The 15,555-nt window shown below is 70.8% G+C and carries 20 protein-coding genes and 1 tRNA gene; 14 read left to right on the top strand and 7 right to left on the bottom strand.

The annotated features are described in order from the left end of the window. The first annotated feature begins 84 nt into the window (after window positions 1-84). The 6 genes from clpS (at window position 85) to C9J87_RS06195 (ending at window position 3,633) form a co-directional block, all read left to right on the top strand. A complete protein-coding gene (gene clpS / locus C9J87_RS06220) occupies window positions 85-390 on the top strand; it encodes an ATP-dependent Clp protease adapter ClpS (protein ID WP_010832017.1) in 306 nt (101 codons plus the stop codon). A gap of 1 nt (window position 391) precedes the next feature. Next, window positions 392-976 carry a DUF2017 domain-containing protein gene (locus C9J87_RS06215; RefSeq protein WP_010832018.1) on the top strand — a complete coding sequence of 195 codons (585 nt, stop codon included), beginning with the start codon at window positions 392-394 and terminating at the stop codon, window positions 974-976. Continuing rightward, window positions 973-1,785, top strand: coding sequence for an NUDIX hydrolase (locus tag C9J87_RS06210; protein ID WP_232819846.1), 813 nt, complete (start codon window positions 973-975; stop codon window positions 1,783-1,785). Before C9J87_RS06215 ends, C9J87_RS06210 begins: the two co-directional genes overlap by 4 nt. Window positions 1,786-1,976: 191 nt before the next feature. Next, the gene (locus tag C9J87_RS06205; RefSeq protein ID WP_036490269.1) at window positions 1,977-2,414 is read left to right on the top strand and encodes a Mov34/MPN/PAD-1 family protein; all 438 of its coding nucleotides are present in this window, start codon (window positions 1,977-1,979) and stop codon (window positions 2,412-2,414) included. Then, window positions 2,414-2,686, top strand: a complete 273-nt coding sequence (locus C9J87_RS06200) for a MoaD/ThiS family protein (RefSeq protein ID WP_010832021.1) — start codon at window positions 2,414-2,416, stop codon at window positions 2,684-2,686. The genes C9J87_RS06205 and C9J87_RS06200 overlap by 1 nt, the downstream gene beginning before the upstream one ends. Continuing rightward, window positions 2,683-3,633: a PLP-dependent cysteine synthase family protein gene (locus tag C9J87_RS06195; protein WP_010832022.1), complete on the top strand. Its 951-nt coding sequence runs from the start codon at window positions 2,683-2,685 to the stop codon at window positions 3,631-3,633. The genes C9J87_RS06200 and C9J87_RS06195 overlap by 4 nt, the downstream gene beginning before the upstream one ends. Window positions 3,634-3,645: 12 nt before the next feature. Here C9J87_RS06195 and C9J87_RS06190 read toward each other — a convergent pair whose 3' ends face one another. Further along, window positions 3,646-4,704 (bottom strand): alkaline phosphatase family protein, encoded by a 1,059-nt coding sequence (locus tag C9J87_RS06190; RefSeq protein ID WP_010832023.1) that lies wholly within the window; start codon window positions 4,702-4,704, stop codon window positions 3,646-3,648. Window positions 4,705-4,784: 80 nt separating this feature from the next. Beyond that, window positions 4,785-5,645, bottom strand: a complete 861-nt coding sequence (locus C9J87_RS06185) for an NAD(P)H-binding protein (protein ID WP_107704976.1) — start codon at window positions 5,643-5,645, stop codon at window positions 4,785-4,787. A 100-nt stretch (window positions 5,646-5,745) separates the two neighbouring features. Here C9J87_RS06185 and C9J87_RS06180 point away from each other — a divergent pair, with 100 nt between their 5' ends. The 3 genes from C9J87_RS06180 to C9J87_RS06170 all read left to right on the top strand — a co-directional run bounded on the left by C9J87_RS06180 (window position 5,746) and on the right by C9J87_RS06170 (window position 7,746). Continuing rightward, window positions 5,746-6,111 carry a winged helix-turn-helix transcriptional regulator gene (locus C9J87_RS06180; RefSeq protein WP_107704975.1) on the top strand — a complete coding sequence of 122 codons (366 nt, stop codon included), beginning with the start codon at window positions 5,746-5,748 and terminating at the stop codon, window positions 6,109-6,111. A gap of 64 nt (window positions 6,112-6,175) precedes the next feature. After that, complete coding sequence (murI, locus tag C9J87_RS06175; RefSeq protein ID WP_010832026.1) at window positions 6,176-6,988, top strand: glutamate racemase; 813 nt, start codon at window positions 6,176-6,178, stop codon at window positions 6,986-6,988. Continuing rightward, a complete protein-coding gene (locus tag C9J87_RS06170; protein ID WP_010832027.1) occupies window positions 6,985-7,746 on the top strand; it encodes an MBL fold metallo-hydrolase in 762 nt (253 codons plus the stop codon). The genes murI and C9J87_RS06170 overlap by 4 nt, the downstream gene beginning before the upstream one ends. Window positions 7,747-7,784: 38 nt before the next feature. Here the strand turns inward: C9J87_RS06170 and C9J87_RS06165 are convergent, their stop codons facing one another. Then, window positions 7,785-8,453 carry a response regulator transcription factor gene (locus C9J87_RS06165; protein ID WP_010832028.1) on the bottom strand — a complete coding sequence of 223 codons (669 nt, stop codon included), beginning with the start codon at window positions 8,451-8,453 and terminating at the stop codon, window positions 7,785-7,787. Then, the gene (locus C9J87_RS06160) at window positions 8,450-9,628 is read right to left on the bottom strand and encodes a sensor histidine kinase (RefSeq protein WP_010832029.1); all 1,179 of its coding nucleotides are present in this window, start codon (window positions 9,626-9,628) and stop codon (window positions 8,450-8,452) included. The genes C9J87_RS06165 and C9J87_RS06160 overlap by 4 nt, the downstream gene beginning before the upstream one ends. A gap of 99 nt (window positions 9,629-9,727) precedes the next feature. On the opposite strand from C9J87_RS06160, the gene C9J87_RS06155 reads away from it, so the two are divergent. From C9J87_RS06155 to C9J87_RS06135, 5 genes are all read left to right on the top strand, one after another. After that, window positions 9,728-10,645 carry an ABC transporter ATP-binding protein gene (locus C9J87_RS06155; protein ID WP_036490273.1) on the top strand — a complete coding sequence of 306 codons (918 nt, stop codon included), beginning with the start codon at window positions 9,728-9,730 and terminating at the stop codon, window positions 10,643-10,645. After that, entirely contained in the window at window positions 10,642-11,454 is an 813-nt protein-coding gene (locus C9J87_RS06150) for an ABC transporter permease subunit (RefSeq protein ID WP_010832031.1), read from the top strand. Before C9J87_RS06155 ends, C9J87_RS06150 begins: the two co-directional genes overlap by 4 nt. Before the next feature lie 176 nt (window positions 11,455-11,630). Beyond that, on the top strand, window positions 11,631-12,464 hold the full coding sequence (locus C9J87_RS06145) for an SGNH/GDSL hydrolase family protein (protein ID WP_107704974.1): 834 nt from the start codon (window positions 11,631-11,633) through the stop codon (window positions 12,462-12,464). Between the two features lie 14 nt (window positions 12,465-12,478). After that, window positions 12,479-13,216 carry a ribonuclease PH gene (gene rph / locus C9J87_RS06140; RefSeq protein WP_107704973.1) on the top strand — a complete coding sequence of 246 codons (738 nt, stop codon included), beginning with the start codon at window positions 12,479-12,481 and terminating at the stop codon, window positions 13,214-13,216. Then, entirely contained in the window at window positions 13,213-13,824 is a 612-nt protein-coding gene (locus tag C9J87_RS06135) for a non-canonical purine NTP pyrophosphatase (RefSeq protein WP_107704972.1), read from the top strand. Before rph ends, C9J87_RS06135 begins: the two co-directional genes overlap by 4 nt. Here the strand turns inward: C9J87_RS06135 and C9J87_RS06130 are convergent, their stop codons facing one another. The 3 genes from C9J87_RS06130 to bcp form a co-directional block, all read right to left on the bottom strand. Continuing rightward, a complete protein-coding gene (locus tag C9J87_RS06130) occupies window positions 13,825-14,697 on the bottom strand; it encodes a bile acid:sodium symporter family protein (RefSeq protein WP_010832035.1) in 873 nt (290 codons plus the stop codon). It abuts the gene before it with no gap. 61 nt (window positions 14,698-14,758) lie between these two features. Continuing rightward, window positions 14,759-14,831, bottom strand: a tRNA-Leu gene (locus C9J87_RS06125). A 146-nt stretch (window positions 14,832-14,977) separates the two neighbouring features. Beyond that, the gene (gene bcp, locus C9J87_RS06120) at window positions 14,978-15,448 is read right to left on the bottom strand and encodes a thioredoxin-dependent thiol peroxidase (RefSeq protein WP_107704971.1); all 471 of its coding nucleotides are present in this window, start codon (window positions 15,446-15,448) and stop codon (window positions 14,978-14,980) included. Window positions 15,449-15,555 lie beyond the last annotated feature (107 nt).

Raw genomic sequence — 15,555 nt, 5'->3', positions numbered from 1 at the left:
GGGGTCGGCGTGCCGGGGAGGAACGAAGGGCCCGCCGTCTTCTCGGCAGCCGGCTGGTGAGGAGTCGCCCTCGGGTGTGCCACGATGGCGAACGTGTCAGCCGCAAGCCCCGTCGAGGTCGAACCGACCCTGACCCCCGACGAGATCACCTTCCTGGCCAAGCCGTGGGTGACCATCGTGTGGAACGACCCCGTCAACCTGATGAACTACGTCAGCTATGTCTTCCGGAAGTACTTCGGCTACTCCGAGGCCAAGGCCACCAAGCTGATGCTCGAGGTGCACAACGACGGCCGGTCCGTCGTGTCCACCGGCACCCGCGAGGAGATGGAGCGCGACGTGCAGGCGATGCATGAATACGGCCTGTGGGCGACCATGGAGAAGGCGACCTGACGTGGGGGCTTTCACGCGCCACCGGAAGTCGCGGCTGATCATCGCCAACTTCACCGGCTTCGAGTCCGACCTGCTGCGCTCGCTGGCCTCGCAGATCGTCGAGCTGCTGCGCAACGAGGCGGCTGTGCCCGACGACGCGCGCGATCCCTTCGAGGCGATGATGGACTTCTCCGGACCGACCAGCGAGCCGGAGGACCCGGTGCTGCAGCGGTTGTTCCCCACCGCCTATCTCGAGGACGACGAGGCCGCGTCGGAGTTCCGGCGCTTCACCGAGGGCAGCCTGCGCGACGGCAAGGCCGCGGCCGCCTGCACGATCATCGACTGCCTCGAGGAGGCCGGGCTGCCGCCCGAGCTCGAGGAGGACGGCCTGATGATCGACGTCGAGCTCGACGAGCCGACCGCCGAGACCTGGATGCGGTCGTTCACCGACATCCGGCTCGCGCTCGCCACCCGCCTCGGCGTGGAGGACGGCGACGAGGAGATCTGGGACGCCATGGACGACGACGACCCCCGCGCGCAGGCCCACGACATCTACGAGTGGGTCGGCTGGCTGCAGGAGACGATCGTCGAGGCCCTGACGGCGTGAGCCCGATCCCCGACTTCGTCGTCGAGATGCGCGAGATGATCGGCCACCACCCCCTGTGGCTGCCCGGCGTCACCGCCGTCATCACCCGCGGCGACGACCATGTGCTCCTGGTCAAGCGCTCCGACAACGGTGCCTGGACGCCCGTCACCGGCATCGTCGACCCGGGCGAGGAGCCCGCGATCGCGGCGGCCCGCGAGGCGCTGGAGGAGACCGGCGTCGTGATCAGCGTCGATCGCCTGGCCGCCACCACCGTGCTGCCCGAGCTCACCTACGACAACGGCGACCGGGCGGCCTACCTCGACCTGACGTTCTCCTGCACCTGGGTGAGCGGTGCCGCCCACGTGGCCGATGACGAGTCCACCGACGTCCGCTGGTGGCCCGTCGACGACCTGCCGCCGATGTCCGCCCGCATGGCCGGCCGGGTCGAGGCCGGGCTCGCCGACGAGCGCGAGGCGCGGTTCGTGGGGAGGTCCGAGGCCGAGATCGGCCCGGAGCCGCTGCGTCCGGCTGCTCCGGTGCTGGGCGTGACCTCCTGCGCAGCAGGCTGGGTGGGCGTGCTCCTCGGGCCCGAGGGCAGGGCGACGGTGCACGTCGCCACGACGATCGCCGACCTGGTCGACCTGGTCCGCGAGACCAGCGACCCGGAGCTGGTGCAGGTCTTCGAGGAGGACCCGACGCGGGACACCTCGCGCGAGTCCCTGCTCGCGCTGGGCCTGACGGCGCCCGCATGGTTCGCCGGCTCGGGCTTCTCCGAGGGCGAGCTGCTCGACGCCTGCAGCGCCACGTGCGCCGCAGCGGCCCTCGTCTGAACCGTCCGCACCGATGAACTTCCACCCGCACGAGTGGAAGTTCAGGCCCGATCCGCCCGTCCCCCGCTCAGCGGCGGATGGACTTCCACCCGCACGAGTGGAAGTTCAGGGGGGAGGCGGAAGGTGACCGCCGTCGCGCTCGTCTGAGACGCGGTACGGCGCGGGCGGAGGCGCCGCCTACCCTTGACCTCGTGTTGACCATCGACCAGGCGACGTACGACGCGATCGTCGCGCACGCGAAGCGCGACCACCCCGACGAGGCCTGCGGCGTCGTCGCCGGCCCCGAGGGCAGCGACCGGCCCGAGCGCTTCATCGAGATGGTCAACGCCGCGGGCAGCCCGACGTTCTACGAGTTCGACTCCACCGACCTGTTCCAGCTCTACAAGGACATGGACGAGCGGGACGAGGAGCCGGTGGTGGTCTACCACTCGCACACAGCCACCGAGGCCTATCCCAGTCGCACCGACATCGGGCTGGCGAGCGAGCCCAACGCGCACTACGTCCTGGTCAGCACCCGCGAGCACGGGAATAACGACGGCCCCGTCGAGTTCAGGTCATACAGAATCATCGACGGTGTCGTGACCGAAGAAGACGTCACGATCACGCCTACGGAAGAGAGCACCCCCTGATGGCCATCGAGGTCCGCATCCCCACCATCCTTCGCACCTACACCGACGGCGCCAAGGCGGTCGAGGCCGAGGGCGCGACGCTGACGGCGCTGATCGACGACCTAGAGGGCAACCACCCCGGCATCAAGGAGCGCCTGATCGACAACGGCGACCTGCGCCGGTTCGTCAACGTCTACATCAACGACGAGGACGTCCGCTTCATCGGTGGCCTCGACGCGGAGCTCGCCGACGGCGACCAGGTCGTCGTGCTGCCGGCGGTCGCAGGCGGATGACCCGCTTCGACAGCCTGCTGGAGTCCGTGGGCGGCACGCCGCTGATCGGGCTGCCGCGACTGTCGCCGAGCCCCGATGTCCGCATCTGGGCCAAGCTCGAGGACCGCAACCCCACCGGCTCCATCAAGGACCGGCCCGCGCTCAAGATGATCGAGCAGGCGGAGAAGGACGGGACGCTGCGACCCGGCGCCACGATCCTCGAGCCGACGAGCGGCAACACCGGCATCTCACTGGCCATGGCCGCCAAGCTCAAGGGCTATCGCATCGTCTGCGTGATGCCGGAGAACACCTCCGAGGAACGCCGCCAGCTGCTGCGCATGTGGGGCGCCGAGATCGTCTCCTCGCCCGCCGCGGGCGGCTCCAACGAGGCCGTCCGGGTCGCCAAGAAGATCGCTGGAGAGCACCCCGACTGGGTCATGCTCTACCAGTACGGCAACGAGGCCAACGCCCTCTCGCACGAGGAGGGCACCGGCCCCGAGCTGCTGGCCGACCTCCCCGAGATCACCCACTTCGTCGCCGGGCTCGGCACCACCGGCACCCTGATGGGCGTCTCGCGGTTCTTCCGCAAGACCAAGCCCGACGTCCGCATCGTCGCCGCCGAGCCCCGCTACGGCGAGCTCGTCTACGGCCTGCGCAACCTCGACGAGGGCTTCGTGCCGGAGCTCTACGACGCGACCCTGATCGACTCACGGTTCTCGGTCGGCCCGCGCGACGCCGTACGCCGCGTCCGTGAGCTCCTCGAGCTCGAGGGCATCTTCGCCGGCATCTCCACGGGCGCGATCCTGCATGCCGCGCTCGGCCAGGCCGCGAAGGCGGTCAAGGCGGGGGAGAAGGCCGACATCGCGTTCGTGGTGGCCGACGGCGGTTGGAAGTACCTCTCGACCGGTGCCTACGAGGGCACCGTCGACGAGGCCGAGGACCGCCTCGACGGCCAGCTCTGGGCCTGACGCCTCCGAGCGTCAGCCCGCGGCCGGATTCGGGTCGGTCGTGAGGGTGACGAGGTCCTGCGCGACGTTGTGCTCGCTGTCCGTGACGGCGGGCAGCTCGAGCAGGTCGAGCGCGAGGTTGGCGACGTCGCCGTTGCGGATGGTCGCGTCGTCGTAGGTCGACTGGGTGCGACCGGGATCGGTGTAGGTCGGGTTGATGTCGTAGAGGTCGGCGACGGCGACGTCGGGACCCCAGACCATGAAGGGCACCGTGTAGTTGGCCGGTCGGTTCGGCGCACGGTGGCTGGCGCCACGGCCGCCGTGGTCCGAGGTCAGGATGACGGCGGTGTGCCCGGAGAGCGTCGGGGAGCTCGAGATCGCCCGCAGCACCTTGCCGACGAGCCGGTCGGTGGCCGTGACCGTCTCGAGGTAGCGCGGGCTCATGAACCCGTGGTCGTGACCGGCGGCGTCGGGCGCGGAGAGGTGCAGGAGGCGGAAGCTGCGGGTGGTGCCGGCCAGGTCCGCGACGAACCGTCGCGTCAGCCGCCGGTTGTTCTCGATGATCACGTCGGTGTCGATGGCCTCGTCCCAGGAGCGCTCCCACAGCGAGAACTTCGTCTTGCTGGCGAAGTAGGCGGTGCTCCCACCCGCGTCGTGCACGACGTCGAACACCGACTCGACCTCGTGGCCGGCCGCAGCCTGCACCGTCGAGGGCCTGCGTCGATCGTCGTTCCACGTCACGCCGTGCCCACCGGTGGCGGCCTCGATGCGGCGCCCGGTGACCATGCCCGTGTGGTTGGGCAGCGTGTCGGTCAGCTCGAGCTCGGTGCGTGCGTTGAGCGTGCTCGCGCCGGTGCGGATCAGCCGGTGCAGCGCGGGAGTGCCGCGCTTGCGCAGCTTGGTGATCGCATTGGGGTTGAGGCCGTCGATCGAGATGGCCACGACGGTGTCGATGGGGCCCAGCGTGTCGATCCGACGCTCGGCCGTCGTGGGCCGCGCCGCCGCGTCGGGAGCCTCGCTGGCGGCGGCGCAGGCCAGGCCACCGGACAGGACGAGCGTGAGTGCGGGCAGGACGACTCCGAGACGCGACATGCGAGAAGCCTAAGCGGGCGGTACGGCGCAGTCCGCACCGCCGGCCGCGCGGTGCGTCGCACCGCGCGGCCGGGACGGCGTCACGCGAGGGCGGCGCGGATCGCCTCGGCCGGCGTGGTCGTGGGGCGACCGATCAGCCGGGACAGGTCGCCGGAGTCGACCAGCAGCTCACCGCGCGCCAGGCCCAGGTCGGAGTCGGCGAGCACGTCGGCGTACGGCTCGGGCAGGCCGGCGCCGACCAGGGCGGCACTGAGCTCCGGCGCGGGCAGGTCCTGGTAGGCGACGGGCCGGCCGGACTCGGCGGCCAGCGTTGCGGCGTACTCCTCGAGGGTGAAGGCGGTGTCGCCACCGAGCTCGTGCACGCGACCGGCCTGGTCGTCGGCGACCAGTGCGGCGGCGGCCGCGGCCGCGAAGTCGGCGCGGGTGGCGGCGCTGACCCGACCCTCGCCGGCGGCACCGAGCACGACCCCGTGCTCGAGGGCGGTGGCGACCTGCGCGGTGTAGTTCTCGAGGTACCACGAGTTGCGCAGCAGCACGACCGGCAGCCCGGACGCGGCCAGCAGGTCCTCGGTCGCGCGGTGCTCGCCGGCCAAGATCATCTGCGCCCTGTCGGCCCGGGTGATGCTGGTGTATCCGAGCAGCTCGACGCCCGCATCGCGTGCCGCGCCGATGACGTTGGCGTGCTGGGCGACCCGCTCGCCGACGGCGCTGGACGAGACGAGCAGGGCTCGGTCGACGCCGGCGAAGGCCTCCTTGAGCGAGGTCGGGTCGGTGTAGTCGGCGGCGCGGGTCACGACGCCGAGGGCGGCCAGGTCGGCGATGGCGTCGGTGTTGCGCGCGGTCGCGACGACGTCGGAGGCCGCCACCCCCTGCTCGAGGAGGGCCTGGACAGTGAGGCGGCCGAGCTGGCCGCTGGCGCCGGTGACGAGGTAGGTGGTCATGTCATGTCCTGTTCGTTGGAGGGCTTGTCGTCCGGTCCAACGAAGGGGGGCACCGCTAACTTCCCATGGGGTAGTACCCACTTTGAAGTAAGGTACGCACATGTTGGTAAGTGGCAACCTCCGCGAGCTCTATCCCGACGGCGTGTTCCCGGCGGCCTGCCAGAGCCGGGTCCTGCTCGACCACGTGATGAGCAAGTGGGGCGTGCTGGTGCTGCTGGCCCTCTCCGAGGGGGAGCCGCTGCGCTGGAGCGAGCTGCGCCGCCGCGCGCAGGGCGTCAGCGAGAAGATGCTGGCGCAGACGCTGCGCACCCTGGCCGACGACGGGTTGGTCCATCGCGAGGCCCGACCCGTCGTACCGCCCCACGTGGAGTACTCCCTGACCGAGCCCGGCGAACAGCTGGCCGCGCTCCTCGTCCCGTTGATGCAGTGGGTCGCCGGGCACGCGGGGGACCGCCCGACCACGTGACGTGTGACCGGGCCAACGCGGCCCGGCGCGTGCCTTTCCCAGACCGCGGCCCTAGCCTTGCCCCGTGCCCACCCAAGACCGCGAAGCCCCGATCGGGATCTTCGACTCCGGCTTCGGCGGACTGACGGTCGCACGCTCGGTCATCGACCAGCTCCCGCACGAATCGATCCGCTACGTCGGCGACACCGCGCGAGCGCCGTACGGCGCCAAGCCGATCGGCGAGGTCCGCGAATACGCCCTCGAGTGCCTCGACCACCTCTATGCCGAGGGTGTCAAGGCGTTGGTCATCGCGTGCAACTCCGCGAGCGCGGCGATGCTGCGCGACGCCCGGGAGCGCTACGACGTGCCCGTGGTCGAGGTGATCCTGCCCGCCACCCGTCGCGCCGTCGCTGCGTCGCGGACCGGCCGGATCGGGGTGATCTGCACGCGCGCCACCGCCGAGTCGATGGCCTACGACGATGCGTTCGCCGCAGCCCCTCAGGTCGAGCTCCTGACCCGCGCGTGCCCCCGCTTCGTCGACTTCGTTGAGCAGGGCGTGACCGGAGGCAGCGAGCTCATCGACGTCGCGCACGACTACCTCCAGCCGCTCGTCGACGCAGGGGTCGACACCCTCGTGCTCGGCTGCACCCACTACCCGCTGCTCACCGGGGTCATCTCGCTCGTCATGGGCGACGGCGTCACCCTGGTCAGCTCGGCCGAGGAGTGCGCCAAGGACGTCTACAAGCTGTTGGTCCGCACCGACCTGATGCGCGAGGGCGGCGTGCCGGCCTACTCGTTCGCCACCACCGGCGACCCTGCCGAGTTCGAGACGATCGGTCGCCGCTTCCTCGGCACCGAGCTGCTGGGCGCCTCGCAGTTCGCCGGTGGCCTGTCATGACCGCCCGTCTCACCGTCATCGGGTGCTCCGGGTCCTACCCCGGCCCGGACTCGCCCGCCAGCTGCTACCTCCTCGAGGCCGAGCAGGACGGACGGGCCTTCCGGATCCTGCTCGACCTGGGCAACGGCTCGTTGGGACAGCTGCACCGCTACGTCGACCCGCTGACGATCGACGCGGTGTTCATCAGCCACCTGCACGCCGACCACTGCCTCGACATGTGCGGCTACTACGTCATGCGCAAGTACCACCCGACCGGTGCCCAGCCGCGCATCCCCGTGTGGGGACCGGCGGACACCCCCGGCCGGCTCGCGCGCGCCTACGACCTGCCCCTCGAGCCCGGCATGACGGAGGAGTTCGACTTCTTCGCGCACGGCGAGCCCGTGCGGATCGGCCCCTTCACGATCGAGTCCACCCGGGTCGTGCACCCGGTCGACGCGTTCGCGCTGAAGGTCACCGTGGGCGGTCGCACCGTCGTCTACAGCGGCGACACCGGTCCCTGCCCGGAGCTGACGGAGCTCGCGGCCGGCGCGGACGTGCTCTTGTGCGAGGCGTCGTTCCGCGACGGTGCCGACAACCCGCCCGACCTGCACATGACCGGCTCCGACTGCGGCGCGACCGCCACCGAGGCCGGTGTCGCACGGCTCGTGCTCACCCACATCCCGCCGTGGCACGACCAGCAGGACGCGCTGGTCGAGGCCAGGACGACGTGGAGCGGTCCGCTCGACCTCGCCGTCGCCGGGATGGTCATCGAGCTCTGAGCGCTCGGCCCCGCCGGGTGGCCGGACGCCCGTTGTCCTCAGACGAGGCCCGCGTCGTGCACGACCATCGCGATCTGGACGCGGTTGGTCGAGTCGAGCTTGTCGAAGAGCCGCGAGACGTGGGCCTTGACGGTCGGGATCGAGAGATAGAGCTCGCCCGCGATCTCGGCGTTGCTCAGCCCCCGGCCCACGCAGATCGCGACCTCCCGCTCGCGCAGGGTCAGCGCCGCCATCCGCTCCTCCGCGGCGGCCGACCGGTCGAGCGGCTGCGTCAGGCGCATCTGCTCCAGCACGGTGCGGGTCACCGAGGGCGAGAGGATCGCCTCGCCGTCAGCCACTCGGCGTACGGCAGAGACAATCTCGTGCGGGGGAGTGTCCTTGAGCAGGAACCCGTCGGCGCCGGCCGCGACGGCGGCGAAGACGTAGTCGTCGGCGTGGAAGGTCGTCAGCACGATCACGGCCGGGGGCTGCGGCAGCTGCACCAGCGCCTTCGTCGCGTCGAGGCCGTTCATGACCGGCATCCGGATGTCCATCAGCACGACCTGCGGACGCTCGCGCTCCGTCATGGCGAGCGCCTCGACGCCGTCGCCGGCCTCGCCGACGAGCGCGATGTCGGGCTGGCCCCCCAGCATCAGCGCCAGAGCCGAGCGGACGAGCGGATCGTCGTCGACCACGAGCACCCGGATGGTTCTCGTCGCCGGCTTCATGGGGTCCACGGTATAGAGCCGCTCAGCACGAACACGCCGTCGTCGCTGCCGTGCTCGAGCGTGCCACCGCGCAGCTCGGCCCGCTCGGCCAGTCCCACGAGCCCGAGCCCGGCGCCGGGGGTGGAGCCGGTCGCAAACCCCAGCGGGTTGCGGATGACCACGTCGATGCCGTGCGCCGGCGATCCGCTGAGCGCGATGGTGACGAGGGCGCCGGGCGCGTGCTTGGTCGCGTTGGTGAGCCCCTCTTGGATGATCCGGTAGAGCGCGCGGCCGACGGGGTCGGGCACGGCCTCGGTCGAGCGGTCCACCCGGTCGCTGAGCTCGACGTGCACCCCGTGCGCGCGGGACTCCTCGACCAGGGCGGCGATGTCGTCGTACGTCGGCTGCGGCCCCTCGACCAGCTCGCCCGTCGTGCGGTCGCGGAGCACCCCGAGCACCCCGCGCAGCTCGTTGATCGCCTCGCTGGACTTGCCCTGGATCTCGCCCAGGCCGTCGCGGAGCTGCTCGGCGGCCAGGTCGTCGCGGAAGGCGAGAGCGCCGGCCTGCATGGAGATCTGGGCGATGCGGTGCGCGAGCACGTCGTGCATCTCACGGGCGATGCGCTCGCGCTCCTGGCTGCGGCCCTGCGCCACCCGGAGCTCCTGCTCCGCCTCGGCGCGCGACGCGCGCTGGCGCAGGGTCCAGATGAGCTCGCGCCGGGAGCCGAGATACATGCCCCAGCCCATCATGCCTGCGTTGACGACGAGGTTGATGACGACCGAGACCCAGATGGGCTCGGTCAGGTCGAAGGGCGCGTAGAGCGTGTAGGTCATGGCGCAGGCGAAGTTGAGCAGGCCGATGCCGATGATCGGGGTCGGGCGCCGCAGGGTGGCGAGCGACACGGCGGCCAGCGTGGCCGGGCCCGCCGCGATACCGGAGAACATGCTCAGGCCCGCGGTCACGGCCGCGATGGCGGCGGGTGCTCGGCGCCGGAAGATGACCACGACGAACGCGGTCGCCCCCAGGGCGATCTCGAACCAGAAGATCGAGCGGTGCTCGCTCCACTCCTTCTCGACCGCTTGCGACCAGACGAGCATCGAGAAGGCGAGGCAGACGGCCAGGCGCCAGGCCTGGCCCCCGAACGTCAGCTCCGGCCGGGTGTCCTCGGCGCGCGGGCGTTCGGGTGGGCCGTCCATGGGGGCAAGGCTAAGGGGCGCGCACCCCTACTTTGGTAGGGGCAAGGTCGAGCCCTGCGACCGATGTCCGTGCGTCCCCCACCGGACAGAGTGGCGGACATGATTCGGGTGGACTCTCTGACCAAGCAGTACGGCGACTTCGCGGCCGTCAAGGACGTGAGCTTCACCTGCCGTCCGGGTCGGGTGACGGGCTTCCTGGGACCCAACGGTGCCGGCAAGACCACCACGATGCGGGTGATGGTTGGCCTGACACCCGCGACCGCGGGCGAGGTCACGATCGGCGGCCACCACTACCGCGACATCCCCAACCCCGGCCGGCACGTCGGCGTGCTCCTCGACGCGTCAGCCCAGCACGCGGGTCGCACCGGTCGCGAGATCCTCACCCTGGGCGCCAAGCTGATGGGCCTGCCCCTCTCGCGGGTGGACGAGATGCTCGCGCTGGTGAGCCTGTCCGACCTCGAGGCGACGCGCCGACTGCGCGACTACTCGCTCGGCATGCGCCAGCGACTCGGCATCGCCCACGCCCTGCTCGGCGACCCGTCGGTGCTGATCCTCGACGAGCCCGCGAACGGTCTCGACCCCGCCGGCATCCGCTGGATGCGCGGGCTGCTGAAGGACTACGCCGACCGCGGCGGAACGGTCCTGCTCTCCAGCCACCTCCTCAACGAGGTCGAGCTGATCGCCGACGAGATGATCCTCATCGGCCGCGGCCAGATCGTCGCCAGCGGCACCAAGCAGGAGCTGCTGGCCGGACGCGCCGGCGGCGCCACCCACGTCACCGCGCTGGACCTCGCGTCGCTCTCGAGCGCGCTGGAGGCCGGCGGCTTCGCCGTGTCGGCCGCCGGCGAGGGCCTGCGCGTCGAGACCGACCCGGTGCAGGTGGGCCGGGTGGCAGCGGACAAGCAGCTCGTCCTGACCGACCTGCGGCCCGCCGAGGGCGGCCTGGAGAACCTGTTCCTCGAGCTCACCGCGGACACCCAGCGCGAGAGCATCACTGCCGAAGAAGTCGCGGTATGACCGCCGTTGCTGCAGACCCGACCCCCACGATCGACCTCTCCTCGACCTCGCAGGTGCCCTTCGGGCGCCTGGTCTCGGTCGAGCTGCGCAAGATGTACGACACCCGGGCCGGCTTCTGGCTGCTCGCCCTCACCGGCGCGTTGATCGCGCTGGCGCTGGGCATTCCGCTCATCGTGCTCGCTCTCACCGACGAGACGATCTCGGCCAACACCTGGGGCCAGATCATGACCGCGCCGGTGTCGCTGCTGGTGCCGGTGCTCGCGATCACCAGTGTGACCAGCGAGTGGAGCCAGCGCACCGGCCTCGTGTCCTTCACCCTCGAGCCCCACCGCATGCGCGTCGTGTGGGCGAAGTTCGTCACCGTGCTCCTGCTGGCGCTCGCCACCGTCGCCCTGGCCGTTGCGTTGGGCGCCCTGGGCAACATCGTCGGCGCCGCCGTCTCGGGCATCGACCCGGTGTGGGACATGGAGGCGGGCACCCTGGCGTGGACCGTCCTCACCCAGGTCGCCTACTTCTCGATGGCGTTCGCCTTCGGCCTGACCCTGCTGAGCACCCCGGCCGCGGTCGCCGTCTACTACATCGTCGCCATGCTGCTGCCGTTCATGGTCTACGGGGCGCTCTACGGATTCTTCGCCTGGGCCCGGGACATCATCCCGTGGATCGACCTGGGCTTCGCCACCTCCGTCTTCACCACCGGTGAAGAGACCGACACCACCGATCTCATGCGGGTGATCGTCACGGTCCTGATCTGGGTCGTGCTGCCGTTCGTCCTCGGCCTGCGCCGGGTGGCGAGGGCTGAGCTCAAGTAGCTCCCACAGGCTGGCCCACCGCGGGGGAGGGGCCACACCGAGCCGGGTCCGGTCTTCCACGGGGATGACCGGCCCCGGCTGGCGTGTGCGTCACCACCGCGGATCTTCACGCCGCGTTGGACTCACCGTCACCGGGAAACAGCGCGCCGCTTCCCGGGCGCCGGCACGCTGCGGGCATGCGGTGTCAGCTGCGGTTCGCGGCCCTCGGCGACAGCACCACCTTCGGCGTCGGCGACCCGGTGCACGGCGGGTGGCGGGGCTGGGCGGCCCTGCTGGCCGACGCGCTGGATGAGTCCTACGACGTGCGCTTCACCAACCTCGCGGTCTCCGGCGGGACCACGAGAGACGTCCTCGACCCACAGCTCGGGAGCGCGCTGGCCCAGCGGCCCGACCTCGCCTCCCTGATCGTCGGCGTCAACGACACGATGAAGTCGTCCTGGGACCCAGTCCTGGTCCGCGAGCGGCTGCTCGCGGCAGCCGCCGGGCTGGCCGGCTCCGGTGCCCTGCTGCTGACGGTCCGCTACCACGACCATGCCTCGGTGCTCGGCCTCCCCGGCTGGCTCCGACGGCCGATGTGGCGGCGGATCCAGCAGCTCAATGCGACGTACGACGAGATCCATGCGCAGCACGGCGGGGTGCGCATCGACCTGGCGCAGCGTCCGGAGGTGGCGACACGCGCCTTCTGGTCGGTGGATCGGCTGCATCCCTCGGGGTCGGGTCACCGGGCGGTCGCGCGGTGGTACGCCGAGCTGCTGGCCGAGTGCGGATATCTCGTCGTACCTCCTCCGGCCGGGAGCGACGCGGGTCTGGCGCCCTCCCGGCGGGAGGACCTGGCCTGGCTGGCCAGGGCCGGCCTGCCGTGGCTCGCGCGGCGGGCGGGCGACCTCGGACCGTGGGGCGCGCGGATGGCGCTGGCGGAGCTGGGTGCCCGGCGAGGCGGCGAGCTGGCGCGGATGCCGGCCCTGCCGGGGCCCGACGTCGGCCCGCTCCGCGACGAGGTCGTCGCCTGACTAGGTTTGTCCCCATGACGACTCCCATCGCCCCCGCCCGCGCCGACGGCCGCACGGACGACCAGCTCCGCCCGATCACCATCACCCGCAACTGGCTCGACCACGCCGCCGGCTCGGTGCTGGTCGAGTTCGGCGGCACCAAGGTGCTGTGCTCGGCGTCGGCCTCCGAGGGCGTGCCGCGCTGGCGCAAGGGCTCGGGCCTGGGCTGGGTGACGGCCGAGTACGCGATGCTCCCCGCGGCGACCAACACCCGTTCCGACCGCGAGTCGGTCAAGGGCCGCATCGGCGGTCGCACCCACGAGATCTCGCGCCTGATCGGCCGCTCGCTGCGGGCGATCATCGACTACCAGGCACTCGGCGAGAACACGATCGTGCTGGACTGCGACGTGCTCCAGGCCGACGGCGGCACCCGCACCGCCGCGATCACGGGCGCCTACGTCGCGCTCGCCGACGCGGTCGCCCACCTGCACTCGACCGGTGCGCTGATGGGAGAGCCGCTGACCGGCTCGGTCGCTGCCGTCAGCGTCGGCATCATCGACGGCGTGCCGCGCCTCGACCTGCCCTACGAGGAGGACGTCCGCGCCGAGACCGACATGAACGTCGTGATGACCGGCACCGGGTCCTTCGTCGAGGTGCAGGGCACGGCCGAGGGCGCTGCCTTCGACCGCGCCGAGCTGGACGCGCTGCTCGACCTGGCGGCCAAGGGCTGCGTCGACCTGACGCGCCTGCAGCAGGAGGCGCTCGCTCGATGAGCCGCGTCTTCCTCGCCTCGCGCAACGCCAAGAAGCTGGTGGAGATGCAGCGCATCCTGGCCGAGCACGTCGACGGGGTGGAGGTCGTCGGGCTCGACGACGTCACCGACTACGCCGAGCCGGTCGAGGACCAGCCGACGTTCGCGGGCAACGCCCTGCTCAAGGCGCGCGCCGGGTTCGCGGCGACCGGGCTGCCGACGATCGCCGACGACAGCGGGTTGTGCGTGAGCGCGCTCAACGAGATGCCGGGCGTGCTCTCGGCTCGCTGGGCCGGCCCTCCCAAGAGCGACGAGCGCAACAACGCTCTGTTGCTCGCCCAGCTCAGCGACGTACCGGACGAGAGGCGCGACGCGTGGTTCGAGTGCGCCGTCGCGTTCGTCGGTGCCGACGGCGCCGAGCTGGTCGAGCACGGCCGGATGCCCGGCCGGATCATCCGGGAGACGCGGGGCAGCGGTGGCTTCGGCTACGACGTGCTCTTCGTGGCGGACGAGCACGCCGAGGCCGACCTGACCTCCGCCGAGCTCGACCCGGCCGAGAAGGACCGCATCTCCCACCGCGGCCAGGCGCTGCGGGCGCTGGCGCCGCGGATCGCCGCGGCGCTCGCCTGATCAGGCGTCGACGTATTCCTGCGAGTCGATCTTGAGGCAGACGGCCATCCCCCACAGGGTGGCCAGGGCGAACATGACGACGGAGTAGACCGCGGCCGGCACCGAGATCTCGACGCTGTCGAGGACCTCGACCGCGACGAAGATCGCCAGGGCCCCGTTGTGCACCCCGATCTCGAACGACGACGCGATGGCCTGGGACTCGACGATGCCGACGGCCCTGGGGATGACGTAGCCCACGACGAGGCTGGTCGCGCAGAAGATGGCCGCGATCAGGCCGACGTCACCGAGGTAGTCGAGGATGTTGTTGCGCTGGTCGACCATGATGCCCAGGACCAGGGTCGCCAGGATGATGGCCGAGCCGATGCGGACCGGGCGGTCCATGCGGGCGGCGAACTCGGGTGAACGGTGACGGATCGCCATGCCTATGCCGACCGGGATCAAGATGATGGCGAACACCTTGACCACCTCGGCGAAGGGCATGCTGACGTCGTCGCTGCGGTCGAAGTAGGCGATCGCGAGGTTGGTGATGATCGGCAGCGTCGCGATCGCGATGATCGAGTTGATCGCGGTCAGCGTGATGTTGAGCGCGACGTCGCCGCGGAACAGGTGGCTGAACAGGTTGGCGGTCGTCCCGCCCGGGCTGGCCGCGAGGAGCATCATGCCGATGCCGAGCAGCGGTGGCAGGTCGAAGAGCAGCACCAGGCCGAAGCAGATGATCGGCAGGATCACCAGCTGTGCAGCGAGGGCCACCAGCACGGCCTTGGGGTTCTTCCCGATGCGACGGAAGTCGGCCATCGTCAGGTCGAGCCCGAGTCCGAGCATGATGATGCCGAGTGCGATCGGGAGCCCGATGGTTGTCAGCGCAGAGTCCATGTGCGGACACTAGCGACGTGAGGCCTCGGCGGGGCCGAAATCGCGATCACGTTGCGTGGGGTGCGCTCGGAGAGATTCGAACTCTCACTGGACAGGACCTAAACCTGTTGCCTCTGCCGTTGGGCTACGAGCGCCTGGTGCGCCCAGCGTAGGTGCTTGCGCGGACGGGTACGCGCGGGGTGCGCGGGGTAGTTGAGTGAGAGTTTGCACTCCGTCGACGGTTTTCCCACAAGGTCTCACTTGACTACCCCGCGCCCCCGACGAGCAGCGCAGCCCGCCGTCAGGCGAGCCCGAGGTCCCGACGCAGCTTGGCGACGTGGCCGGTGGCCTTGACGTTGTACTGCGCGAGCTCGATCTTGCCGTCCTCGTCGATCACGAAGGTCGAGCGGATGACGCCCTCGACGACCTTGCCGTAGAGCTTCTTTTCGCCGAACGCGCCGTAGGCCCGGTGGACCTCCAGCGACTCGTCGGACAGCAGCGCGAGCGTGAGCTGGTCACGCTCGCGGAACTTCGCGAGCTTGGCGGGCTTGTCCTTCGAGACTCCCAGCACCTCGTAGCCGGCGCCCTTGAGCGACTCCAGGGACTCGGTGAAGTCGCAGGCCTGCTTGGTGCAACCGGGGGTCATGGCGGCGGGGTAGAAGTAAACGATCACCTTGCGTCCGCGGAGCCCGGACAGCGTCACCTCGGCGCCGGTGTCGTCGGTGAGGGTGAAGTCGGGGGCGGTGTCGCCGGGGGCGAGGCGGTCGGTCATCCGGGGTCTCCTGGGTCGGGGGACCTGCCCGGGCGGACAGGTCGGATCCCGTCGTTGGGGTCAGGTGGTTGTTGCAAACAAGATGCAATAAGGTGGCGGTGCCAGGT

Source organism: Nocardioides allogilvus (assembly GCF_003047285.1).
Lineage (GTDB): Bacteria > Actinomycetota > Actinomycetes > Propionibacteriales > Nocardioidaceae > Nocardioides > Nocardioides allogilvus.
Note: the sequence above shows the minus strand (reverse complement) of the source record. Positions and strands in the feature narration are given on the sequence as shown.